The organism is Pseudoalteromonas sp. Of11M-6 (genome assembly GCF_022347905.1).
Classification (GTDB): Bacteria; Pseudomonadota; Gammaproteobacteria; order Enterobacterales; family Alteromonadaceae; genus Pseudoalteromonas.
The window spans coordinates 12,293-36,671 of the sequence record NZ_JAKRFW010000022.1 but is presented as its reverse complement, the minus strand read 5'-3'; the positions used below and the strand labels follow the sequence as shown (position 1 = coordinate 36,671).

Below are 24,379 nucleotides of genomic sequence, written 5' to 3'. Positions count from 1 at the left end.
GTGCGAAGGCGATGAAAAATCAGAAAATAGTGATTTTAGGTGGTGGAACTGCAGGTTGGATGGCCGCGAATATGATGGCAAAAAGCTGGGCAGATAAAGCGATAGAAATCACTGTGGTTGAATCTTCTAGCATCGGAACTATTGGTGTTGGTGAAGGGTCTACTCCGCAGTTCAAAGGATTTATGGACTATTTAGGTATCTCGGAAGCCGAGTGGATGCCGGCTTGTAATGCGACCTATAAAAATGGCATTCGGTTTATAGATTGGTCGACAAAACCTGGGTTTTCTAGCTATTTTCACCCATTTCCTGCACAACCTGATGACTACAGTGCACCGGCTTTTTTTCATAACAGCTTTGTTCGGCGTAAGGCGATTGACGTAGAGGGCCATCCAGACCACTTTTTTTTAGCAACTCACTTGGCTGATTTAAATAAATCCCCAATTGCTGCAGAAAGCTTCCCATTCGAAATTAATTATGGTTATCACTTTGACTCAGCTTTGCTTGGCCAGTTGTTGGCTCGCAAAGCGGCTGAGTTTAATGTAAAACACATTGATGCCACAATTACCGACGTTCGAAAACACGTTGATGGTGATATTGCGGCACTGATAAGGTCGGATGGTACGGAAATCGCTGGTGATATTTTTATTGACTGCTCGGGCTTCAAAAGTTTACTGCTACAACACACTTTAGGCGTGGGTTTCGAGTCATTCGAGTCCAATTTATTTAACGACGCTGCGGTCGTTATACCTACCAAGCAACTTGACACTATTCGCTCCGAAACACAATCTGTTGCGCGTCAATTTGGGTGGTCTTGGCACATTCCATTAACGAATCGTATCGGTAACGGTTATGTTTATAGTCAACGTTACTGTAATGCGGATCAAGCCGAAACCGAGCTAAGGGCTGCTTTGGGTTTGTTGGACTCAGAAGTAGAAGCTCGACATATAAAAATGAAAGTCGGGCAAGTTAAAGCGCACTGGAGTAAAAACTGTATAGCGATTGGTTTATCTCAAGGATTCATAGAACCTTTAGAAGCAACCGCTTTGCATATAGTCCAAGAAACCGTTCAGAGCTTTATTGAATGCTACCAAGATGCGGGCTTTACCGATGGTAACAGAGATAAACACAACCGCGCTTTGAGCGAACGGTATCAGGCTATTCGAGACTATATCGTCGCTCATTATCGTGTGAATAGTCGTACTGACACCAACTACTGGCTTGATAATGCCAACAATAACCACTTATCGCGGTCACTCTATCAAATTATACAGACTTGGGTTTCTGGTAACAACTTATCGGATGAATTAGTTCGCCAAAACGTTGACCAATATTACCCTTCAGTCAGCTGGCATTGTTTATTGGCAGGTTATGGTATCTACCCAGAACAAGCTCAGCTTAAGTCAGGCAATGCCCTAGCAAACCAACATAGCATCGAAAAAGTGAATGACTTCATCAGACGATGTGGATTGAATTTTAAAGATCACCGAATGGAGCTAGAAAGCTTTGCGGCAAATGTTCACAAGTAACTTGGTATTAATCGTTATAAATAAAATCTAATTAAGGGTCTCTCTGAATACATATGTGATGGGTTCAGTACGTTCGTTTACGCAAGTAGACTCTTTTAAAACAGCATTATGACAACACTATGAAAAATAAATCTCTACTATTGGCTGTGTCAGCGCTTTTGGGTGGTGCAGTGAGTTTAAGCGGCTGTGGCCCCAAGCCAGTTGATAAAAAAACCGAACAAATGACATTGCAATCGGAAGTGGCGCCAGTGAGCAAACCTGTTGTTTATCAAGTATTCACAAGGCTCTTTGGCAACACCAAAGCGGTGAACAAACCTTGGGGAACAATAGAGGAAAACGGCGTAGGCAAGTTTTCTGATTTTACTCCTACCGCATTACAACAAATTAAGGCGATGGGTGTGACCCATGTTTGGTATACCGGCGTGCTCCATCACGCAGTAGTGACGGATTATAGTAAGTATGGGATCAGCCAAGATGATCCTGATGTTGTAAAAGGCAGAGCGGGTTCACCTTATGCAATAAAAGATTACTATAACGTTAACCCTGATCTTGCGAACGATCCTTCTGCGCGACTGGCTGAATTTGAAGCCTTAATTGAACGTACACATGACGCCGGCTTGAAAGTGATCATCGATATTGTGCCAAACCATGTCGCTCGTAACTATGAGTCACTCGGTGCGCCTAAAGGAACTGTCGATTTTGGCGCGAATGACGACACGCAAGTTGCATATGCTAGGGACAATAACTTTTATTACGTGGTTGGTGAGGAATTTACAGTACCAACGAGTGAAGGCTATCAGGTGTTAGGTGGTGGATCTCATCCATTGGCGGATGGCAAATTTGCAGAAAATCCAGCAAAGTGGACCGGTAACGGTGCTCGTGCGGCAAAGCCTGATATTAATGATTGGTATGAAACCGTCAAAGTGAATTACGGGGTGAAGCCTGACGGTAGCTACGATTTCGAACGCCTGCCTGACGATTATGCTCAGCAGGATTACCGTGCACATTTTGAATTTTGGCAACACAAGCAATTGCCAGATAGTTGGTACAAATTTCAAGCCATTACGCACTTTTGGTTAGAAAAGGGCGTAGACGGTTTCCGTTACGATATGGCGGAAATGGTGCCAGTAGAGTTTTGGAGCTTCCTAAACTCTTCGATTAAAACAAAAAATCCTGAAGCTTTCTTGCTTGCAGAAGTCTATAACCCCACTTTATATCGCCCGTATATCAAGCAAGGGAAGATGGATTACCTCTACGACAAAGTGGGTTTCTACGACACGTTAAAGGTGTTAATGCAAGGCAAAGGTAGTGCCCAAGCCGTATTGGATAGTCATCTATCGGTAGCCGATATTGCCCCACATATGTTGCACTTTTTAGAAAACCATGATGAGCAGCGTATCGCAAGCCCTGAATTTGTAGGCGATCCGCTAAAAGGTAAACCCGCTATGGTGGTTAGTCACCTGATAAGCACAGCGCCATCGATGATCTATTTTGGACAAACATTAGGGGAAGATGGCTCTGAGCATGCAGGGTTCGGCAGTCCAAGCAGAACCAGTATCTTTGACTATATTGGTGTACCCGAACATCAAAAATGGATGAATAACGGAAAATTTGATGGCGCGTTACTGTCAAATGAGCAAAAGGCGCTTCGTAATTACTACGTCAAATTACTTAACCTTGCAAAGCAGCCGGCGATTGCTGCTGGTGAATACCAGCAAGTCGTTCTGAGCGCTGAGATGTCAAGCAATGCTGAAACAGTTATGGCATTTGGCCGTAAATTAGGTCAACAAAAGCTGTTGGTCGTGAGCAACTTTAATGCAGAACAAGAACAAACAGTCACCGTCAATCTGCCTAAAGACTGGCAGGGTACTTATAACGATATTTTAGAGTCACACCCGACTTTACAATTACAACCAACAGCTGATGGCGAGCATGCCAACGCAACGATTACGCTAGCGCCGCTTGCCAGCGCAGTTTATCAATTAGAGAAGTAACCTATGCAACAAGAACAACAAAAACCACAACTCAGTTTTTGGCAGATATGGAATATGTGCTTTGGGTTTCTTGGGATCCAATTTGGTTTTGCACTACAAAACGGCAACGTGAGCCGTATTTTTCAAACCCTTGGTGCAAAGGTCGATGACATCCCTATATTGTGGGTTGCAGCGCCCTTAACGGGTTTAATCGTGCAACCAATTATTGGCTATTGGAGTGATAGAACATGGGGAAAACTTGGCCGTAGAAGACCATTTTTCTTGTGGGGGGCTATTCTCACCACGCTATCGCTTTTTATCATGCCCAATTCTCCAACGCTTTGGATTGCGGCGGGTATGCTGTGGATCATGGATGCGTCGATCAACGTCACGATGGAGCCGTTTAGAGCATTAGTAGGTGATAATCTGAATGAAAAGCAACGTGCTACAGGTTATGCGATGCAGAGCTTTTTCATTGGGGTTGGTGCCGTGGTCGCGTCTGCGCTGCCTTGGATGATGACCAATTGGTTTGAGGTGAGTAATACAGCACCTGCTGGACAAATCCCTGACTCGGTAAAATACGCATTTTACTGGGGGGGAGCTATCCTGTTCATCTCCGTATTATGGACGATTTTAAAAACGAAAGAATATAGTCCTGAGCAACTCGCTGCTTTTGAACAAGCGCAAACGAATACGCAAAGCGCAACACTGTCAGACCTACCTGTGAACTTTATAAAAGGCAGTGCGGTGAGTGGTTTCATTGGCGTTATTGTGTTGCTTGCCGTTGCACTTCTTGGCCTTGAAAAAGAGCTTTATTTGCTTAGCGGGCTGCTCATCGCTTTTGCAATTGTATTTGTCATTGCGCATGTGATGCAGCAAAAACAGCGTGTAAGTAATGGTTTTTATCATGTTATTTTTGACTTATTTACGATGCCAAAGACCATGCAGCAGCTTGCTGTGGTGCAGTTTTTTAGCTGGTTTTCGCTATTCGCCATGTGGATCTACACTACCTCAGCGGTGACGAGCCATCACTATGGTACGTCAGATGTAACGAGCAAACTTTATAACGATGGTGCTGATTGGGTTGGGGTGTTATTTGCAGCTTACAATGGCTTTGCTGCTATTGCTGCAATGGTGATCCCATTCATGGTTAAGCACATTGGTCTCAAAGGGGCACATGCAGCTAACTTGTTTTTTGGTGCTGTGTCTTTAATTAGCTTCAAATTTATTGGTGACCCCACATTACTTTGGTTGCCAATGGTGGGCATTGGCTTTGCTTGGGCATCTATTTTGTCATTACCTTACGCGATGTTAAGTAACGCTTTGCCAAGCAACAAAATGGGTGTATTTATGGGGATCTTTAACTTTTTTATCGTGATCCCACAATTACTCGCCGCCAGTATTCTAGGTCTAATTCTACGTCATGGTTTTGATAACCAACCGATATTTGCACTCGTCATCGGAGGCGTGTCATTTTTACTCGCTGCATTAGCTGTTTCAAGAGTCACGATAAAGGCTCAATAAGGAGAACGAGATGATTAAACTATCAACAATTGCACTTGCTCTGGTAAGTGCTGGCCTCATGGGTTGCGGATCACAGCAATCTGGCAATGAAACCCTGACGGCACCAGGTGAACCTGGCGTTAAACCTTATTGGTCATACTCTGGAAAAACGGGGATTGGTACGTCGTACGAAGCGTACGAAGACGGCAGGTACAGTGATTCTACGGCTACTAAAGCAGTTTCAAAGGTATGGTTTTCTGTTGCAAAAGGGATGATCACAGAGACCATGTTTGGACTTATTCACCAAGCGCAGATCAAAGACATGCAATTCATCATCGTGGGTGACGGCTTTGCAGTGAAAGAATCTGATACTGACGCCCTAGATGTCACGATTGACTATCTTTATAAAGATGCCAATGGACGACCGTTATCGCTGGCTTACAAAATTTTAAGCAAGGATAAACAAGGCCGCTTTACCCTTGAAAAGCATATTTTTACCGATCCTGACGGACAAACCTTGTTTGTTAGAGCAAAAGTAGACACTGCTCTCAAAGATGTACAAGCTTTTGTGAACGTTAACCCATATGTGAATAACAATGGCTTAAACGATTTTGCAAAAGTGACAGAGCAAGGTTTGTTAGCATGGGAAGGTAAGAATTATCTCTCTTTGCAGAGCAAAACTGGCTTTGTTGAAGCATCTGTTGGTTTTACTGGCACCAGCGATAATTTAGCGGCACTTGAGACTACAGGACATATAGCCCAAGCTTATGCGTCTACAGGTAAAGAGAGTGGCAACGTTAACTGGTTGGCAAACTTAGGGCAAGTAAAGGGAAGCAGCACCTTTGACCTTACCCTGAGTTTTGGTCATTCTCAGCAGCAGAGCTTTGCAGAGGGGGCAGCTACATTAGCCAAAGGTTACGATAAGGTACTGGCTGATTATAATGGTCAAGGCGAAGCGACGGGCTGGCAAGATTATCTCGACAGTTTAGCGCCACTAAAGTCCATGACGGCAAATACCGCAGACAACGGCAAGCTACTTTACACCAGTGCACTAGTGCTTAAGGCGCAAGAAGATAAAACCCATGCCGGTGCGCTGATCGCATCGTTGTCAAATCCGTGGGGTGACACAGTGCCAGCAGAGCAAGGTCATACCGGTTATAAAGCAGTATGGGTGCGTGATTTTTATCAAGTAGCGATGGCATTTTTGGCGATGGGAGATACACAAACAGCACTCACTGCTTTCGAGTATCTAGAAAAAGTGCAAGTTACGGATAAAACACCGGGTAACCATGGTGATACTGGCTGGTTCTTACAAAAAACGCATGTAGATGGCGAGCTTGAGTGGGTTGGTGTACAGCTTGACCAAACGGCAATGCCAATCATGCTGGCATGGAAACTGTGGCAAGCGGGTGTGCTAAGCGATGATAGACTGGTTTATTGGTACAATAAGATGTTAAAGCCTGCGGCTAATTTCTTAGTTGAAGGAGGACTGGCTAAAATCTTGTGGAATGACACGCAAATCACACCGCCTGCGACACAACAAGAGCGTTGGGAAGAGCAAAATGGCTATTCACCATCGACTACCGCGGCAATCATTGCAGGCCTGGTGACGGCGAGCGACATTGCTAAATTGGCCGGTGATGAAGCGGGACAAGAGAAATTCCTTGCGACGGCGCAGCAGTACAATCGTGATGTTGAGTCATTCATGTTCACAACCAAAGGGAGTCTGCAAAGCAAACACAGTGACGGTCAATATTTCTTCCGTATTGGACAAGACGAAAACCCTAATTCCAGTACGACCTTAAATGCCAACAATGGCCGCAGCGGAATGGATAAGAAGCAGATCATCGACGGTGGCTTTTTAGAACTTGTGCGTTACGGGGTTAGAGGGGCTGACGCCCCGAGCATCGTGGCCACCATGCCTGAATACGATGATGAATCGATAGCTGACAACTTAAGAGTAAAATATAGCTTTAAATTTGATGGTGATGTTAATAGTTATCCGGGGTACCGCCGTTACGGTAACGACGGTTATGGTGAAGACGAGAAGCGCGGTATTAATTATGCCGAAAATGGTCAGAATACCGATGGCCAACGCGGTCGAGTGTGGCCTTTCTTTACCGGAGAGCGTGGTCACTATGATATTGCGCTGGCGCTGCTCGATGGTGAGTTGAGTGCGGATGAGCAGAGCAAAATACAAAATACTTATGTGAAGGGGATGGAGCACTTTGCCAATGAAGGCATGATGTTACCTGAGCAAGTATGGGATGGTGTGGGTAAAAATACCTTTGGCTATCAACTTGGCGAAGGAACCAACTCGGCGACGCCTTTGGCTTGGACACATGCTGAATACGTAAAGTTAGTGCGCTCTCTTAATGAAAAACAAGTGTGGGATCACTACCCAATCGTAGAAAGTAAACTGAAATAACAAACAGTAAGTAAACACATAAAAAATGCCGAAGATGAGTTCGGCATTTTTTATTCGATTCCGCTGAAGATCTAGGGCCTGTTTATCTTTCAAGTTTGTTTTTGCAGCAAACAGCAAAGGTCAAACAGGCCCAAGCTATCGCGAAGATTGTCTAATAATAAGTTTGGGCGGCAAGAGAGTAGAGGCTACGGCTTCACCTCGGATAAGTGTAAGTAGGTTATCGACCAGCATTTGTCCTGCCAATGTGGTGTTTTGCTGCACCGTAGTTAAAGAGGGAGAAACATAACCCGCTGCAGCAATGTTATCAAAGCCAACGACATGCACATCATGAGGCACGCGAACGCCTGCTTCTTGAAGCGCCTTAATCGCGCCAATAGCAATAAGATCGCTAGCAGCGAAAAGCGCGTTAAATTTAACATTGTTGGCGATTAAGGAGCGAGTTGCATGATACCCAGAGTCTTCTGTGGAAATCGCATTTGCCATCTTACGGTCGCTTACCTCGATACCTTTTGCTTTAAGGGTGTCTCTAAAGCCTTTAAAGCGCGTAAAAAATTCTGGGCTGTGATCCGAAGCATCGCCAATAAACGCACAATCTGTTCTGACCATGTCAATTAAATGCTTTGCAGCCAATACACCACCACCGTAATTGTCGCAACTCACAGTTAGGTCTGGACGGTTATCAACCGTTGCCCCCCAACAAACAAACTTTGTGTGGTTATCGAGTAGAGTTTGTAACTTTGACTGGTAATCGATGTAATCACCATAGCCTAGTAAAATTAACCCGTCAGCACGGTGACTATCCTCGTAATCGGCATGCCAATCACTGCTCGTCGATTGGAACGATACTAAAAGGTCATAGCCTTCTTTTGCACACGCTCGGGTAATACTGCCAAGCATACTTAAAAAGAACGGATTAATTTGCGACTCATCTTCTGTGGGATCTTCAAATAACAGCAAAGCTAATGTACTACTTTGCTGAGTGCGCAGATTACTCGCGTTTTTATCGACCTTATAGTTAAGCTTTTTAGCAATCTCATGAACGCGACGACGAGTTTCTTCGTTAACCAAAGGGCTATTTCTTAGGGCGCGCGACACCGTAGATTGCGAAACGCCAGCATAATGGGCGATATCAAATGAAGTTGCTTTACCTTTCATGTTCTTCTCAACGCTTAAGACAGTGACATTGTCAGTCATTCAATTTTTTTTTCAACCAATTTCACTGAATTTGCAAATTTTTATTGATACAGTCTGACACCGGTGTCATAATGTCGATGTTTTATCATTTTGTTGTCAAAACGTATTTGGCTGCCCTATGCCAAGGGCAGCATTTTTTTACCAAATTAACAGAATAACAGGTAAGAGCAAAAGCCAAGGCGTGCAAATTTTGGCTAGTTGAGACAATAAATTGCAGGACGTGTGCTGGCAGCCCTGATGTTAGCCCAAGCATAATCGCAGTGATAAAGAGATAATAATATGAGCCAGACAACAAGCCATTCATCCGTGCCGTTTGAGCCGATTGTCGTTGCCGACATCGGGGGAACAAACGCCAGATTTGCAATCGTGTCAGATTTTGATACGCGAACTAACCATTTTGTAATTACGCATCAAGCCACTTTTCCTAGTGCTGAATTCCAGTCTTTTGAATCCGCTATCCAAAAATATTTAACTGAGCTACCTGTAGCGCAGCCAAGCCGAGCCTGTCTCGCGGTTGCCGGTCCTATCAAATCTCAGCAAGTTCATTTAACTAATTTAGGTTGGCATTTTAATTCCGAAGACATCAAAGCCCAGTTCGATTTTACCGAACTTGCCGTGATCAACGACTTTGCCGCTTTTGCCTATGCGGCGCCCTACTTAGCACTAGAGAAAAACCTAGTGATTAAGCAAGGCCAGCCTGAGCTAGGTGCAAATATCGGTGTAATGGGTCCTGGCACTGGATTTGGTGCGGCTTGTCTTGCTAGAGATATTAATGGCAGCGCGGTGATGAGCTGTGAAGCGGGACATATCTCACTTGCACCGGTTACTGCCTTAGATAAAGAGCTGTTAACGGTACTGCGCGCGAGTATTCAACATGTTTCAGTCGAGACGGTGTTTTCAGGCCCAGGTATTGCGAGACTCTACAAAGCCATGGCAGAAGTGCGTGGTGAGCAAGCTAAAGATCTTAATGCGGCGCAGATCAGTGCGCTCGCGAAAGAGTGCAAGGTTTGTGACGCAACATTGGGTCACTTCTGTGACTGGATGGGGAGCGTAGCAGGCGATTTAGCACTGACTTTTGGTGCCTTAGGTGGTGTTTATATAGGTGGTGGGATCTTGCCGCGGATGAAAGCGCGATTACAAGCAAGTAGCTTTGTTGAACGCTTTACCGAAAAAGGCATGATGTCACAGTACACGAGCCAAATTCCAGTTACTTTGGTGGTACAAGATAATATCCCACTGATTGGCGCAGCAGCATGTATTCATGAGCGACGCCGGGCTTAAGGGTAAATCGATGAAAAAAGTAACTATTAATAGCGTTGCCGAATATGCCGGAGTGTCTAAAAAGACAGTATCTCGGGTATTAAATAACGAGCCAAATGTTAGTCCAGCAACGCGGGAAAAAGTCCTGAAGGTCTTTGAAGAGCTGAATTACAAGCCTAATCCTATTGCACGCGGTTTGGCACAAAATCGTAGCTTTATCATCGGTTGTTTATACGACAACCCATCAAAAAGCTATATCACGCGAGTGCAAAGTGGTGCGCTGGAAGCGTGTCAGAAGCATAGTTACAATTTATTGATACATCCTTGTGAACTGCGCGGCCAAGACCTTATCGACAATGTTGATCAGCTGCTTACCACATCGAGACTTGACGGTATTGTGCTTACTCCGCCATTTTCGGACTCCAACGAGCTTATTGCTTTTTTAAAGCAGCGCAATATTCCTTATGCACGCGTTGCTTCAGCCATTGAAGGCGATGACTCGATTTCAATTCGCAGTAATGACGAGCAGGGCGCTTTTGAGTTAACTGAGCACTTGATTAATTTAGGTCATACCGAAATTGCCTTTATTAAAGGTCACCCTGATCACAGTGCCACAGAAAATCGTTTTTCTGGTTACCAAAAAGCACTGGCAAAGCATGGTATTGAATATCGAGAGCGGTTAGTTGCAGAAGGTAACTTTAGTTATCACTCAGGTGCAGACAGTGCAAAAGCCATATTGGACCTAGAGCCAAGGCCAACGGCTGTATTTGCATCAAACGACTACATGGCTGCGGCTGTGTTAAAACTTGCTACACAGCGAGAGATCAAAGTGCCCGAGCAGTTATCTATTGCTGGGTTTGATAACGCACCTATCGCAAGGCATATTTGGCCGGGTCTGACGACAATAGCACAGCCTGTGGAAGAAATGACTCGGATAGCGGTAGAAGAGCTGATTAAGCATATATCTCAGCCGCAAGAAGCACCGTTTCAGCAAGTTTTAGAAGCTAAACTTATCACTCGAGAGTCGACGAAAGCGCGCTCGAATTCATAACTTTTTCAATTTTTATACTTGCCCCAAAGCCCAACGCTTAGCCGTTGGGCTTTTTATTTTCGCAGCTACTAGGGAATATTGCAGTTCCTTTGTAAATTATTCTACGTAAAGCTAGGACTAGATAAATGCGCAGATTTATGTCGCGATAATCAGGCTCGCTGACCCATAGATTAAAGCTCATGTTGCCAAGTTAAGGCTCATTGATAACTTCGCTATCAAATAATGATTTCGCTCAATCATTAATATTATTCTTTTTGTCATAATAATTACTAATAAAATCAGTTAGGTAATGATTTTAAGACTACAGATATCGGCAAAGTTTTAAGTGGTTATAATTTGGTCATTTTAAAAAGTTAGACTAAATTTATAAGAAGGGTTGACACCGGTGTCAGCTTTATGCGTAAATATAGTGACACCGGTGTCAGGTTGGGGTGAGAGACAACCTGATAGCGTACCTTTGAACGGGTAAATCAAAGCAGCTCTGTACAAGGATTACCACGAATGCTGGTAATCGTGCAGAGCCTTTTTCCTCTAACACTAGAGAGTCAGTAATATGTTGCATCCACGAATTCAGGAAGTCACCGAACGCGTCATTGAGCGAAGCAAAGCAACACGTCAAGCCTATTTAGCTCGAATCCAACAAGCAAAAAAACAAACGCGCGTACGAGCAGGACTGGGCTGTGGAAACCTAGCACACGTAATGGCTGCTTGCTCAAGCAGTGATAAGACTCGTCTAAAAGAAGACGAGCAACCGAACCTAGCAATTATCAATTCGTACAATGACATGTTGTCTGCGCACGAACCTTATAAAGAATATCCAGATTTAATTAAAGCAGTGGCAAACAAGTTTGACGCGACTGCACAAGTAGCGGGTGGTGTACCTGCTATGTGTGACGGGGTTACCCAAGGTCGCGATGGCATGGAACTGTCTTTGTTCTCTCGTGACGTAATTGCCATGTCAACAGCGGTGGCATTATCACACGATGTCTTCGATGGGGTTTTCTGTCTTGGTGTATGTGACAAAATCGTCCCAGGACTATTAATCGGTGCTTTGTCTTTTGGTCATTTGCCCATTTTCTTTTTACCAGCAGGCCCGATGCAATCTGGGATCCCGAACAAAGAAAAGGCGCGCATTCGTCAAAAGTTTGCACAGGGCTTAGTCAGCCGCGAAGAGTTACTTGAAGCTGAGAGTGCTTCATATCACAGTGCAGGTACTTGTACTTTCTACGGTACGGCAAACTCGAATCAGATGCTAATGGAGATCATGGGTCTTCATTTACCTGGTAGCTCGTTTATCAATCCATACACAGAATTAAGAGATGGCTTAACGGCGAGTGCGGTTGAGACCATGCTAACTCAGCTACTTGACGGTAAAAGCGGCAATGCACTTGCGGATATCGTGAGTGAAAAAACCGTGATTAATGGCTTGGTCGGGCTGTTGTCTACTGGTGGCTCTACCAACCATGCCATTCACTTAGTCGCAATGGCAAAAGCGGCTGGTGTTCAAATCACTTGGAAAGACATGGCGGATTTGTCTGAAGTAGTGCCTTTGTTAACACGTATCTATCCAAATGGTCATGCCGACGTAAATCACTTCCAAGCGGCTGGTGGCATGGGTTTCTTAATGCGTGAATTAAGAGATGGCGGCTTCTTACACAATGACGTAAAGACGATTGTGGGTGAAGGACTTGATGCTTACACGATGGAGCCACTACTGGATATCAACAGCAATGTGATTATCAGCGACAATCAAGGCCCTGCCAAAGTGAAGTGGGTACCAGTACCTGAGAATTCACTGGATGAAGAAGTACTTCGCCCAGTAGCAAATCCATTTAACAAGCAAGGCGGCTTGCAACTACTTAATGGTAATTTGGGTAAAGCGGTGATTAAAGTGTCTGCGGTACAAGAGCAGCACCAAACGGTGACTGCACCGGCGAAAGTATTCAGCTCTCAAAGCGAATTACAAGAAGCCTTTAGTGCTGGCAAGCTTAACCAAGACTTTATTGCCGTGATCAAAGAGCAAGGCCCTAAAGCGAAAGGTATGCCTGAGTTACATAAACTGACACCTGTCATGGCTACATTACAAGACCAAGGTTTTAAAGTGGCGATTGTGACAGATGGTCGTATGTCTGGTGCTTCGGGTAAAGTACCTGCGGCGATCCACCTTGCGCCGGAAGCGGTTGAAGGTGGTGCAATTGCAAAAGTACACGAAGGTGATTTGATCACCTTAAATGCACCAAAAGGCGAATTAGTGCTACATGTTTCTGATGAAGAAATGGCACAGCGCGAATTACAGCTCTCACCGCAATCTCAAACATTTGGTACGGGTCGAGAGCTATTCTCAGGATTTAGACACGTAGTGAGCAGTGCAGATCAAGGTGCATGCTCATTTGGCATCGAAGAATAATAACAGTGGGAATGAGGGTGAGCATGAGTATTAAAGAGATATTGTCAGCAGCACCAGTGGTTCCGGTTATCGTTATTGATAACCTAGAAGACGCGGTGCCGCTTGCTACGGCATTGTTTAATGGTGGCTTGAAAGCACTTGAAGTGACACTTCGTACACCGGTGGCAGCGCAAGCGGTAAAAGACATTAAAGCGGCTTTACCAGACGCCTATGTCGGTACTGGTACGGTAGTGGATAAGGCAACCTTTAATGCCTCTGTAGAAGCCGGCGCTGACTTCATGGTAAGTCCTGGTGTTAATGACGAATTATTAGAACTGGCTAAGTCGTCAAGTATTCCATTTCTTCCAGGTGCTGCAACGCCAAGCGAAGTGATGAAGCTTGCAAGTCACGGTTTTGAATTCTTAAAGTTTTTCCCAGCGGAAGCTGCAGGTGGTGCACCAATGCTTAAATCCATTGGCGGACCAATTCCACAAGTAAAATTCTGTCCAACGGGTGGTATTTCGTTGGCAACTGCACCTAAGTATCTTGCACTCGACAATGTGGTATGTGTGGGCGGTACTTGGATGCTTGATAAAGCACTTATCGCAAACAAAGACTGGCAAGCCATTGAAGCGCTTGCGAAACAAGCAAGTGAAGTAAAATAGATTAGGGGACAGTTATCATGATTAATATCGCAATTAATGGCTATGGACGTATCGGTCGTAACGTACTTCGTGCACTGTACGAGTCAGGTCAGAATAAAGACATCAAAGTCGTTGCCATCAACGATCTCGCACCTGCAAACGTAAACGCGCATTTGACTCAATTTGACTCTGTACATGGTCGCTTTCAAGAGCAGGTTGTTCTTAACGACAACACACTCGTTATCGGTGGTGACGAAATCACGCTAACGCAAGAGCGTGACCCTGCAAATCTTCCTTGGCAAGCGCTAAACGTTGATATCGTGCTTGAATGTACAGGGTTGTTCACTTCTCGTGAAGCTGCGGCTAAACACATTGAAGCTGGTGCGAAAAAAGTGATTGTATCTGCGCCGGGCACAGATATGGATGCAACGGTTGTTCATGGCGTTAACAGCGAAGTACTAAATGCTGAATCAACCATTATCTCTAACGCATCTTGTACCACAAACTGTCTTGCGCCTATTGCAAAAGTATTGAATGATACTATTGGTATTGAGCAAGGTAGCATGACAACCATTCATGCCTACACCAACGATCAGAATCTATCAGACGTTTACCACCCGGATTTATATCGTGCGCGTAGTGCTACTCAGTCAATGATCCCGACGAAAACGGGCGCGGCAAAGGCGGTTGGCTTAGTGCTTCCTGAACTTGCTGGCAAACTAGACGGTATGGCGGTTCGTGTGCCAACCATCAACGTATCACTGGTTGATTTAACGTTTGTTGCTAAGCGTGACACTTCAAAAGAAGAAGTGAATGCAGCAATCAAAGCGGCTGCTGAGGGCGCGATGAGTGCAATCCTTGAGTACAATGAATTACCTTTGGTTTCTATCGATTTCAACCACAACCCAGCTTCTTCAGTGTTTGACTCGACACAAACCAAAGTAGATGGAAAGCTGGTAAAAGTGATGGCTTGGTATGATAACGAATGGGGCTTCTCTTGCCGCATGCTAGACCAAGTTAAAGCACTAGGTGCATTTTTATAATCAGGATTAATTTCTGACCAAAAGCTCTGCAGATCGCGGAGCTTTTTTGTTTTTGACGGAAAAATTGCCATTCTTCCTTATCAATTAGTATAAGTTCCTTGAGGATCGGCACCGTATATGGAAAAATTCACCACACAAACACCAATAACTCCAAACGAGGATTCAATTATGCGCATCATCTTGCTAGGCGCGCCGGGTGCAGGTAAAGGTACTCAAGCTCAATTTCTAATGGACAAATATGGGATCCCTCAGATCTCGACAGGCGACATGTTACGTGCTGCTATCAAAGAAGGGACTCCGTTGGGTCTTGAAGCGAAAAAAGTCATGGATGCAGGTCAACTAGTATCTGATGAAATCATTATCGGCTTGGTAAAAGAGCGCATCGCAAAAGAAGATTGTGCAAATGGCTTCTTGCTTGATGGCTTCCCACGTACAATTCCACAAGCAGATGCAATGAAAGAAAATGGCATCAAAGTTGACCATGTTATCGAATTTGACGTGGCAGATGAGATCATCGTTGAGCGTATGAGCGGTCGTCGTGTACACCCAGGTTCTGGTCGTGTTTACCACATCGTTTACAACCCGCCTAAAGTAGAAGGCAAAGATGACGTAACGGGTGAAGACCTAATCATTCGTGATGACGACACTGAAGAGACAGTACGTAAACGTCTGGCGATTTACCATGAGCAAACAAAACCACTGGTAGACTACTACAGTGCGGAAGCGGATGCTGGTAACACGCAATATCACAAACTAGATGGTACACAAGCTGTTGATGCGGTAAGCAAGCAGTTAGGTGAACTATTGGGTTAATAACTAAGCGTTCGCTTGGTTAACGTGTAGGAGTCCTATGGGACTCCTACATTATTTCTAAACTAGCTAAATCGTTTTAATAAGTGCTGTAGTGGAAAGTAATACTTTCTTTTTGACTTGGTTCTGCATAATGGAAGTTGCCTGTGGCTTCTACTCTATGAACGATAGAGGCTGAAATACCCGCTTTAAATGCCTCACCATTAAACGTAGCTGTATTCCCTGAATCGTTAGGATTAATTTCAATGCACTTGAAAGGTGCCGTGCTGTATGCACGACTGAAACAAAGCTCCACCGTTTCATTGCCAGGATCGGCGTAACCCGCTGAAGTATAGCTAACTCCAGTGATAGTACCCGTTTTGCTTCCATATGGGATATCACTTAAATCGATGTTTAATACAGAAAACTCTGTAGTCGAAAGACCGCCTGCTGAGCTTAATACTAGCATCCGACTAGGTTGTTTTTCTTTCGTGATCATAAAATCGTCAGCAATTGCTTGACCACTAAGCGCGAGTGAAGAAATGAAGAGGGCGGTAAGAGACATCTTTTTCATTAACAATTCCTTATTGTATAGTCTAATTCAAGCTACGCAGTGCAACTGCATAGTGGCGTGATTGTAATGAACGAAGAATGTTTGGGTCAACCTTAGATTTGTAAAATAATACAACTAAATCATAGGTTTATGATTTTAATTTGATGGGTCTTATGAGTAAGGGGCTGGTGCCCCTTACCGGTTTTACGCTTTCGCGATAAATATAGCACGGAGCGGAGCGGGGTAGCCTTCAATGGTTTTGCTGGTGTCATTTGGATCTAAGAAATCAGCAAGCGACTCTGTTTCCATCCAAGGAGTTTGGCGCTGTTCGTCTAACGACGTGACGTCTTTGTTTACTACCTTGATATCTTTGAAGCCCACGCGCTCAAGCCATAATGTTAATGCGTCGCAGCTTGGAATAAACCAGACATTGCGCATCTTGGCGTAGCGATCGGTCGGCACCAATACTGTATTTACATCGCCCTCAATGACAAGTGTTTCTAGCACTAATTCGCCATCTTTTCTTAACTGAGACTTTAGCTGCGCTAAAAAGTCGATTGGTGAACGACGGTGATATAGCACGCCCATTGAAAACACAGTATCAAATGCTTTTAACTCAGGCAGTTGCTCTACACCTAGTGGTAGTAAATGCACGTTTGGATCGGGGTTAAAGTGTTTAATCGTTTGGAATTGGCATAAAAATAGATCGGAGGGATCAATGCCAACAACAAGCTCTGCGCCTTCACCGCGCATACGCCACAAGTGATAACCAGAGCCACAGCCGATATCCAATACATTACGGCCGTGAAGGTCGCTGATATGGGGGAGCAGTCGGTCCCATTTCCAGTCGCTGCGCCACTCAGTATCAATATGGACGCCATGTAAATGAAATGGTCCCTTACGCCATGGCATCATGCGTTTTAGTAAATGCGTTAACTGCTTTTGATGACCTTCATTGACGTCTTCGCCAGTACCTATCTCAACCTTGGTTTTTATATCAACATGGGTGGTTGAGATCTCTGGTAGATTTTTAATGACTTTTTCCCATTTCGGCCAGTCGCCATGTTGGGCTTCTTTTTGCCAATGGCTAAGCTGCGCAGGCAACGTTTCTAGCCAATGGCTCAAAGGGGTTTTCGCAATGGTTGCATAAAAGTCGGTAAACCAATGATTCATAATTGCCTCTATTTTATTGCTACCATTGAGCAGAAGTTAAAGCACTGATACCACACTTGAGTTTGATTAAAGCCAATAGCTTCTAATCTTGTCATATGGGTACTTAACAAGTCCGTGCGCATCACGTTTTCAATCGCGTTGCGTTTTTGGCTGATCTCTAATTCTGAGTAGCCATTGTGGCGTTTAAAGTCGTGGTGAAGGTCGATAAGTAAGTTGTCTTTAGTATCGTTTTCACCGCGGATTTTTTCACTTAATAGCAGTACACCACCAGGTTTCAAACCCTGATATATTTTTTCTAGAACCGCTTTGCGGTTTTCTGGTGGAATAAACTGTAGGGTGAAGTTCATCGCAACGACAGATGCATTGCTAATCTCTATTTCATTGATATCACCTAAAGTGACCGAGACTGGGACGTCGGATTTAAAGCCTTTTAGATGCAGTTGGCAGCGCTCTACCATAGGCTGTGAATTGTCCACGGCAATGATATGACAGTTTTCTTTATCTATATTTCTACGCATGCTTAGCGTGACCGCGCCTAAAGAGCAGCCTAAGTCATATAAGTTTGAGTTACTTTGCGCGTAAGTACCCGCAAGTTTGCCCATTGTGCTTACTATTGTCGCGTAGCCCGGCACTGAGCGCTGGATCATATCTGGAAACACTTCGACGACATTGGCGTCGAAAGTGAAATCTTTTACTGCTTGCTCAGTGGCATAAATACTGTCTTTGCCCGTCACATTTAATCTCTCTTTGAAAATAATCTCGCTATTTTAGCATTTTATGCTGGATAGTCAGTGATAAATTCAGTAGCTTGGCTACTATTAATAATAAGAAGTAACTATGAGACCAAAAATGGCGAAAAGCAAAGTGATTAGCACAGAAGACATCCTCTCAACGCTATGCCACTCAGTAACAGAAGTTCTGTCGTCGGCAAGCGGCAACCAAATTAACTATTCCGCGATGGTACAAAAGATAACTCGTACCTGTATGAGGCCTGACATCGGCTGTTTCGTATTGTTTGATGGCGGCTTTACCGGTTTAGTCGTAACTAATTTTACCGCGCAAGCCGCGATGGAGGTGTATACCGACTACATGCGTAACATGGGCATGCCTGAAGAAGAAATTGCGCATAGTCATTTATCTGATGACGTTGCCAATGTATTGGGTGAGTTGATGAATCAGATTGTTGGTGATTTCACCAACAAAGTACGTGAGCAGCTACATACCTCTATCACGCAAAACCAGCCTAAGATGATGGCTATCAACAAACAGGTGCAAATCTCGGTAGACACAACGATGGATCGCCCGCAGGCGAGACGCGTTACCTTTACCACGCAAGGCCAGAATATTTTCTATCTTGAATTGGCAATGGATAAAACTGAATTCATTAAGCTACATGACTTTGATATTGCAGAGTCGGTAGACCCAGATGACATTATTGCAAGTCAGGCTGAGAAGAAAAAGCCAGCGAAGCCGCAGGAAGAAGATGTTGTAGATGACGACTTTATGGATCAGTTAGGACTGTAAAACCGTATTTAGAGCACCTAACAGAAAGGCCACATCTGTGGCCTTTCTGTTAGGTAAAAATCTTCATTTCGTCCTCGGATAAAATATATAGTAATGGCACTAATGCAGCGCGCCTTTTCCTGCATTGAGCTCCGGTGCTTCTTCTACATGCTTTATGGATGTTAGCATCATAAAGGCTTCATTGAACTCAAAGCGGGCGATGGCGGTTTTTAATTTCTGTAGTTCTGGTTCAGTCAAATAGCTACTTACTGAAATTGAGTCTACTAGCTCTGTGGCTTGAGTATCATAATCTCTTAATGCACATGCGAGCTGGATAAGTTCCTCTAATTGACTATTGCCACCTTTTTCTTCGTTGTTTTTCGTTACACTTTTTACCTGATGAGACGCTTCTTTTTTACGACGCTTTTGGCATTGTTCCAGTGCATATTTAACGTATTTAATCAGCTCGTCAATTTCGCTTGCATTAGGTGGGCGGACATTGAGAGAAGCCTCAATGTGCTTAAATTCCTCGGTCAGCCTAACAATCGAAAGGTTAGCACTAGCACCTTTTAATGCATGTAACATGCTATGTGCCAGTTCAAAATTTTCAATGGCTAAAGCCTGTTTTAAATTGATCAGCTCTTCAATCTGCTGGGACAGGAACTTTTCTAAGATATCGAAGTAAACCTTTTGGTTGCCAGCTGCTCGAGCAATACCCTCGGCAATATCAATACCTTCAAACTCAATGATCTCATCAATTTCCTCTATCTCTGCAACGACTTTTGGTGGGTTAACTTCTGGCGTTGTTAAAAGGCCATCGGCTTCGGTGCATACGTATTTCAAAATACTTTTAACGAGTTGTTCAACGTCGATGGGTTTGGTTACGTGGTCATTCATACCAGCATCGATGCAAGTCTGTATGTCTTCTTCCATGGCATTGGCGGTCATCGCTAGAATAGGGAGTGTATTTTTATCGAACTCTATGCGAAGGTTTTGCGTCGCGGTAATGCCGTCCATCACTGGCATTTGCATATCCATTAAAACAATATCTATGTGTTTGCTATGAACTTGATCAATGGCTTCTTGTCCATTGTCTGCGACCGCTACTTGCGCTCCGAAGCTAGATAAGATCTCCGCTGCTATCTCCTGATTGACTGGCTGATCCTCCGCGACCAAAATTGATATGCCATTTAGTGCTTGTTTACTAATCGTTTGTTCTTTTTTGGTGATAGTGGTTCTTACTTCCGGTGAGTCAAACACGGCATTTTGAATAACGTCCACAAGGTTTGACGGGTTAATCGGCTTTAAAAGTACACCATCAACTAAACTGGCTTGGCTGTCGTTCAGGTTTAGCTCCCGACCATAAGCGGTGACTAAAATAAACTTACTTTGCGACACATCGACCTGCGATTGCAGCTTAGTGATTAGCTCAATGCCATCTAATTTTGGCATATGCCAATCGACGAAAATAAGATCGGGTAACTCTTGTGTCAGGACGAATTGATTTAACGCTTTATGAGGGTCTAAATAAGAACAAACCTGCATACCAAAGTTTGTTAGCATACCGCTTAACACGTCCAATGCGTGTTGGTTATCGTCAATAATTGTTGCTGATAGTTCTGATAAGTGGGTAGAGGCCATTTTCGCCTGACTCAGCTCGTCACTGACTTCCATTTCTAATGTGAAATAAAATTCCGAACCGACGTTTTCTTCGCTCTCAACATATATTTCTCCCCCCATAAGCTTGACCAATTGTTGCGAAATCGTGAGGCCAAGCCCTGTACCGCCATATTTTCGGGTGATCGAATTGTCTGCTTGCGAGAAAGATTGAAATAGGTTTTTTTGCTGGCGTTTATTCATGCCAATACCAGAGTCTTTTACGCTAAACTTAATTTTTGCTAACCCTTTTTCGACATTGACAAGGGCGACACGAATAACAACCTCACCGGTTTCTGTGAATTTAACTGCGTTACCCGCTAAATTGATGAGTACTTGGCTTATTCTAAATTGATCGCCAATCACGCAGTAGGGCACTTGTGAGTCGATATCAAAGACTAACTCTAGTTGTTTTTCTTGGGCTTTTACACTGACGATGGTGGCGACATTGTCGAGTAGTTTTTCTGTTGAAAAGGCCTGATATTCTAACTCGATTTTGCCAGCTTCAATTTTTGAAAAATCGAGTATATCGTTGATCAATCTCAGTAATTGCTTTGCGGCTGTATCTATTTTTGATACGTAGTCGTGCTGTTTTGCATTCAATTCTGTCGCGAGCGCGAGATGAGACATACCAATAATCGCGTTCATTGGGGTTCTAATTTCATGGCTCATGTTGGCGAGGAATTCGCTTTTCGCTTTTGCCGAGTTTTGGGCCAAGTTTTTTGCTTCTATGAGTTCACGTTGTAGTTGGTTCCTCTCCGAAACGTCAAGGTACATGCCAACAATACCAGCTACATCGCCATTTTCATTAAAAAATGGCGCTTCGTATACAATCAGTTCCCGCGGCTGTTCTTGGCCATCAAGCAAAAGTACTTCGTAGGTTTGCTCTTGGGTTGTGGTGATAATTTCGTGGGCCTTGGACTCAAATAGACTGGCTATTCCTAAATCAAAAACCTCGTCTAACTTGGCGCCAATCACATCTACTTCGAATTGATCTAACAGTGCCAAAAAGGACTTGTTTACCCCCATAAATACACCGTCAGTCGAACGATAATACGTGGGGTTTGGGATAGCATTGATAATATGGTGAGTAAGTTCGAGTTGTTCGCTTAAGGCCGATTCTGCCTTTTGCTGCTTTTCGATATTTTCATTGATGGCAAGCGCGAGGCTTAAGTCCTTACACAAATACTCGAGCGCTTCAAATTGGCTGTCTATCAACACCTGAGCACTACCGACTAGCAGCACATAGACAACATGATTACCGATGGCTAGTGGAAAGCAATAACGGCCTTGTAACTTCACTTCAACTTCTTGTTCTTTGAGCCACAACGGTTCTTGTTGTACTTGTGGTTCATTATTTGCTGCGCAATGCGCTAGAGTGGAGGCAATAATTGAATGGCTTGGTGTCACCCCATGGCTTTTCACTAACGACAAGGCGTCGTCTTCTAAATTGGCATAGAGGCAAACACTCGGTGCATTGAACTCATTGGCAATAAACTCTAGTGCATGGCGCACGATAGGCTCGGAGCCGGTGATGGATTTTAGTTCGCGATTATAGTTTTCGATAATTGCGGCTGACGCCAACTTTTGGCTTTGAGAGGTGGTGGCAACATGGATCGCTTGCGTGAGCCGTTTTACATCGACGTCACTGTTTGTAGGCACCACAGAAAGAGGGGCGCCATTTAACGCTTGTGCACGTAGCGTATTGACGATGCGATATAGCGGGGAGAAATGTTTGGTGCGCATAAACCAAACATAAAAGCTTAAAAATAGTGTTAATACCGCGAAAGCAAGGCCGGTAATCAACAGTATTAGGAGTTGTTGATTTGTGCTTGTTTCAAGTTCAGCGTTTGCAATGAGAGGCAATTGTGAGATGGCGTTTTGATAACTTTGAGGCAAATCGGCCTGCTCAACCGTATCTGCTAAAAATTGAGACTTTAGTCTTGCTTGGGTTTCATAGATTTGTTGTAACGGAAGTGGTAATGGATGACTTGGTGCAGATTTGATTTCACCTAGCCATTGGACGTTTTTATCTTTGCTATACATCTCTAGTGATAGGTGGTTGTGGTAAGCGGTATTAACGTCGGTCGCGAGAGTGCTGTGAGTAGTTGTTGAGTAGTAGATAAGCGTTGAGCTTCCTAGGGCAGCCATCAAGGCGAAAAGTGCGATCCAACTTAGTAATGCTTTTGAGGACATAAGTTATTATTTACGCGTGAATTTATATATAAACATAGTCGCGATATACAATATCTCAAGCTATGCTGTAAAAAGTGTCTATCTTAAGGACTTGAGTAACGTTACATGTCAGACATTTTAATTGTTGACGATATGCCGGAAAACCTCCAAGTATTGCAGCTCATACTAAGAAAGGAAGGGTATAAAGTATTGGCAGCACGGGGGGGGGATATTGCCTTAGGTATTGTTAAAAAGCACCAGCCTGAGTTAATTATTACCGATATAAAAATGCCAAATATGTCGGGGATTGAACTATGTAAAGTGCTTAAGTCCGACAATTCGGCGGCGGCCATTCCGGTTATTTTTGTGAGTGCTTATGAAGACAGCGAGAGCTTGGTACAAGCATTCGAAGTCGGTGGTGTTGATTACATCACCAAACCTTATAAACCCGCTGAAATCATAGCCAGAGTAAACACCCAATTTAAGTTAATTGAAGCGCAAAAGTTAGCGGTAAAACAGCAGCTATCTAAGGCTATAAACCAAATGGTGATGGGGATTGCACACGAAATTAATACCCCGCTTGGTACCAGTATTACGTCCAACACCTTTTTAGAAGGCGTCATGCAGGAGCTACAAAGTGCACTCACCGTAGGTACGCTTACGCAGGATGAGCTGGTAACGGGGTTTGAGCAGATCAAAGACAGTAGTGCGCTGTGCAGCCGTAATCTAGAAAAAGTGGCTAAGTTTGTCAGTTTATTAAAATCGGTCTCTCAGTCTGAGCGAGATAGCAGTTGTGCTGACGTTAAATTACAAGAAATAGAAACAAGACTGAAAAAAGATTTTTCAAAGCAAGACGTACAAATTCAGTTTGTTGGTAACACAACAACTGAAGTTTACGTGGATGGTCAAGCACTGGTTGAGGTATTGAGCAACTTAGTTGAAAACTCTATTGCGCATGCCTGGATTGACCATGATCACCTTGCCACCATCACCTTTACGCGCTCAGGTAACAATTTACATGTTAATTATACTGACAATGGAATAGGGCTTAGAGGAATTAGTACACAAGAGTTATTAAAACCATTTGTGACGACAAAAAGAGGTAATGCAGGCCATGTTGGGTTAAGCGCAAATTTAACTGCCAACTTGGTTTCAGGGGCACTCAATGGAGAGTTTAGCGTGAAAAATACACCGCAAGGATTGGAGTGGGATATCCAAATACCGATAGATACCCCCGATAATGCTTGATCTGCATCAAAAGTCTCAGGCCCTATACATAAAAGCGGACATAAGTCCTTATATCATTTGTCCTAATTCAATAAGCTCGCTCGCTGTTAAAACGTAATCTTTAAAAAGTACTCTGCTGACCATGTAATTAGCTACACTTTTTGAAGAATTATCGACAACACGATCGTATAAGGGCTTTTTAGCCTTTGCTGTTGCTGTTTTGAGTGAGGCTTGTTAAATACAAGTTTACTGCTTAAAAACAACCCCCTAGGTTAACAGACCCGATAACATACGC

17 protein-coding genes are annotated in these 24,379 nt (G+C 43.9%); 12 read left to right on the top strand and 5 right to left on the bottom strand.

Annotated elements, in window-relative coordinates; genetic code table 11:
* Positions 1 to 11 precede the first annotated feature (11 nt).
* The 4 genes from MHN32_RS12510 (at position 12) to MHN32_RS12495 (ending at position 7,430) form a co-directional block, all read left to right on the top strand.
* The gene (locus MHN32_RS12510) at positions 12 to 1,526 is read left to right on the top strand and encodes a tryptophan halogenase family protein (protein WP_239421852.1); all 1,515 of its coding nucleotides are present in this window, start codon (positions 12 to 14) and stop codon (positions 1,524 to 1,526) included.
* Between the two features lie 119 nt (positions 1,527 to 1,645).
* Positions 1,646 to 3,520, top strand: a complete 1,875-nt coding sequence (locus MHN32_RS12505; RefSeq protein WP_239421851.1) for an alpha-amylase family glycosyl hydrolase — start codon at positions 1,646 to 1,648, stop codon at positions 3,518 to 3,520.
* 3 nt (positions 3,521 to 3,523) lie between these two features.
* Entirely contained in the window at positions 3,524 to 5,023 is a 1,500-nt protein-coding gene (locus tag MHN32_RS12500) for an MFS transporter (RefSeq protein ID WP_239421850.1), read from the top strand.
* Between the two features lie 10 nt (positions 5,024 to 5,033).
* A complete protein-coding gene (locus MHN32_RS12495; protein WP_239421849.1) occupies positions 5,034 to 7,430 on the top strand; it encodes a glycoside hydrolase family 15 protein in 2,397 nt (798 codons plus the stop codon).
* A 135-nt stretch (positions 7,431 to 7,565) separates the two neighbouring features.
* Here the strand turns inward: MHN32_RS12495 and MHN32_RS12490 are convergent, their stop codons facing one another.
* Positions 7,566 to 8,585 (bottom strand): LacI family DNA-binding transcriptional regulator, encoded by a 1,020-nt coding sequence (locus MHN32_RS12490; protein ID WP_239421866.1) that lies wholly within the window; start codon positions 8,583 to 8,585, stop codon positions 7,566 to 7,568.
* A 318-nt stretch (positions 8,586 to 8,903) separates the two neighbouring features.
* On the opposite strand from MHN32_RS12490, the gene glk reads away from it, so the two are divergent.
* From glk to adk, 6 genes are all read left to right on the top strand, one after another.
* Positions 8,904 to 9,905 (top strand): glucokinase, encoded by a 1,002-nt coding sequence (gene glk / locus MHN32_RS12485; RefSeq protein WP_239421848.1) that lies wholly within the window; start codon positions 8,904 to 8,906, stop codon positions 9,903 to 9,905.
* Positions 9,906 to 9,915: 10 nt separating this feature from the next.
* On the top strand, positions 9,916 to 10,935 hold the full coding sequence (locus MHN32_RS12480; RefSeq protein ID WP_010378018.1) for a LacI family DNA-binding transcriptional regulator: 1,020 nt from the start codon (positions 9,916 to 9,918) through the stop codon (positions 10,933 to 10,935).
* Between the two features lie 553 nt (positions 10,936 to 11,488).
* The gene (gene edd, locus MHN32_RS12475) at positions 11,489 to 13,342 is read left to right on the top strand and encodes a phosphogluconate dehydratase (RefSeq protein ID WP_010604050.1); all 1,854 of its coding nucleotides are present in this window, start codon (positions 11,489 to 11,491) and stop codon (positions 13,340 to 13,342) included.
* Positions 13,343 to 13,365: 23 nt separating this feature from the next.
* Positions 13,366 to 13,986 (top strand): bifunctional 4-hydroxy-2-oxoglutarate aldolase/2-dehydro-3-deoxy-phosphogluconate aldolase, encoded by a 621-nt coding sequence (locus MHN32_RS12470; protein ID WP_010378022.1) that lies wholly within the window; start codon positions 13,366 to 13,368, stop codon positions 13,984 to 13,986.
* Positions 13,987 to 14,003: 17 nt separating this feature from the next.
* Positions 14,004 to 15,008, top strand: a complete 1,005-nt coding sequence (gap, locus tag MHN32_RS12465; RefSeq protein ID WP_102056603.1) for a type I glyceraldehyde-3-phosphate dehydrogenase — start codon at positions 14,004 to 14,006, stop codon at positions 15,006 to 15,008.
* Between the two features lie 168 nt (positions 15,009 to 15,176).
* Complete coding sequence (gene adk / locus MHN32_RS12460) at positions 15,177 to 15,821, top strand: adenylate kinase (protein ID WP_010378026.1); 645 nt, start codon at positions 15,177 to 15,179, stop codon at positions 15,819 to 15,821.
* A 76-nt stretch (positions 15,822 to 15,897) separates the two neighbouring features.
* On the opposite strand, the gene MHN32_RS12455 is transcribed toward adk, so the two are convergent.
* The 3 genes from MHN32_RS12455 to cmoA all read right to left on the bottom strand — a co-directional run bounded on the left by MHN32_RS12455 (position 15,898) and on the right by cmoA (position 18,257).
* Positions 15,898 to 16,371 carry a hypothetical protein gene (locus MHN32_RS12455; protein ID WP_174169049.1) on the bottom strand — a complete coding sequence of 158 codons (474 nt, stop codon included), beginning with the start codon at positions 16,369 to 16,371 and terminating at the stop codon, positions 15,898 to 15,900.
* 183 nt (positions 16,372 to 16,554) lie between these two features.
* Positions 16,555 to 17,523, bottom strand: a complete 969-nt coding sequence (gene cmoB, locus MHN32_RS12450) for a tRNA 5-methoxyuridine(34)/uridine 5-oxyacetic acid(34) synthase CmoB (protein WP_102056605.1) — start codon at positions 17,521 to 17,523, stop codon at positions 16,555 to 16,557.
* An 8-nt stretch (positions 17,524 to 17,531) separates the two neighbouring features.
* Positions 17,532 to 18,257, bottom strand: coding sequence for a carboxy-S-adenosyl-L-methionine synthase CmoA (cmoA, locus tag MHN32_RS12445; protein ID WP_102056606.1), 726 nt, complete (start codon positions 18,255 to 18,257; stop codon positions 17,532 to 17,534).
* Positions 18,258 to 18,372: 115 nt separating this feature from the next.
* On the opposite strand from cmoA, the gene MHN32_RS12440 reads away from it, so the two are divergent.
* Positions 18,373 to 19,047, top strand: coding sequence for a DUF3334 family protein (locus MHN32_RS12440; RefSeq protein ID WP_010378035.1), 675 nt, complete (start codon positions 18,373 to 18,375; stop codon positions 19,045 to 19,047).
* Positions 19,048 to 19,146: 99 nt separating this feature from the next.
* Here the strand turns inward: MHN32_RS12440 and MHN32_RS12435 are convergent, their stop codons facing one another.
* Positions 19,147 to 22,878: a response regulator gene (locus MHN32_RS12435; RefSeq protein WP_239421846.1), complete on the bottom strand. Its 3,732-nt coding sequence runs from the start codon at positions 22,876 to 22,878 to the stop codon at positions 19,147 to 19,149.
* A gap of 105 nt (positions 22,879 to 22,983) precedes the next feature.
* Here MHN32_RS12435 and MHN32_RS12430 point away from each other — a divergent pair, with 105 nt between their 5' ends.
* Positions 22,984 to 24,105: a hybrid sensor histidine kinase/response regulator gene (locus MHN32_RS12430; RefSeq protein ID WP_102056608.1), complete on the top strand. Its 1,122-nt coding sequence runs from the start codon at positions 22,984 to 22,986 to the stop codon at positions 24,103 to 24,105.
* Positions 24,106 to 24,379: the final 274 nt, after the last annotated feature.

Coding starts and splice junctions, on each gene's coding strand:
- MHN32_RS12510 (WP_239421852.1), top strand. CDS start 12: ATGAAAAATCAGAAAATAGTGATTTTAGGTGGTGGAACTGCAGGTTGG.
- MHN32_RS12505 (WP_239421851.1), top strand. CDS start 1,646: ATGAAAAATAAATCTCTACTATTGGCTGTGTCAGCGCTTTTGGGTGGT.
- MHN32_RS12500 (WP_239421850.1), top strand. CDS start 3,524: ATGCAACAAGAACAACAAAAACCACAACTCAGTTTTTGGCAGATATGG.
- MHN32_RS12495 (WP_239421849.1), top strand. CDS start 5,034: ATGATTAAACTATCAACAATTGCACTTGCTCTGGTAAGTGCTGGCCTC.
- MHN32_RS12490 (WP_239421866.1), bottom strand. CDS start 8,585: ATGAAAGGTAAAGCAACTTCATTTGATATCGCCCATTATGCTGGCGTT.
- glk (WP_239421848.1), top strand. CDS start 8,904: ATGAGCCAGACAACAAGCCATTCATCCGTGCCGTTTGAGCCGATTGTC.
- MHN32_RS12480 (WP_010378018.1), top strand. CDS start 9,916: ATGAAAAAAGTAACTATTAATAGCGTTGCCGAATATGCCGGAGTGTCT.
- edd (WP_010604050.1), top strand. CDS start 11,489: ATGTTGCATCCACGAATTCAGGAAGTCACCGAACGCGTCATTGAGCGA.
- MHN32_RS12470 (WP_010378022.1), top strand. CDS start 13,366: ATGAGTATTAAAGAGATATTGTCAGCAGCACCAGTGGTTCCGGTTATC.
- gap (WP_102056603.1), top strand. CDS start 14,004: ATGATTAATATCGCAATTAATGGCTATGGACGTATCGGTCGTAACGTA.
- adk (WP_010378026.1), top strand. CDS start 15,177: ATGCGCATCATCTTGCTAGGCGCGCCGGGTGCAGGTAAAGGTACTCAA.
- MHN32_RS12455 (WP_174169049.1), bottom strand. CDS start 16,371: ATGAAAAAGATGTCTCTTACCGCCCTCTTCATTTCTTCACTCGCGCTT.
- cmoB (WP_102056605.1), bottom strand. CDS start 17,523: ATGAATCATTGGTTTACCGACTTTTATGCAACCATTGCGAAAACCCCT.
- MHN32_RS12440 (WP_010378035.1), top strand. CDS start 18,373: ATGGCGAAAAGCAAAGTGATTAGCACAGAAGACATCCTCTCAACGCTA.
- MHN32_RS12435 (WP_239421846.1), bottom strand. CDS start 22,878: ATGTCCTCAAAAGCATTACTAAGTTGGATCGCACTTTTCGCCTTGATG.
- MHN32_RS12430 (WP_102056608.1), top strand. CDS start 22,984: ATGTCAGACATTTTAATTGTTGACGATATGCCGGAAAACCTCCAAGTA.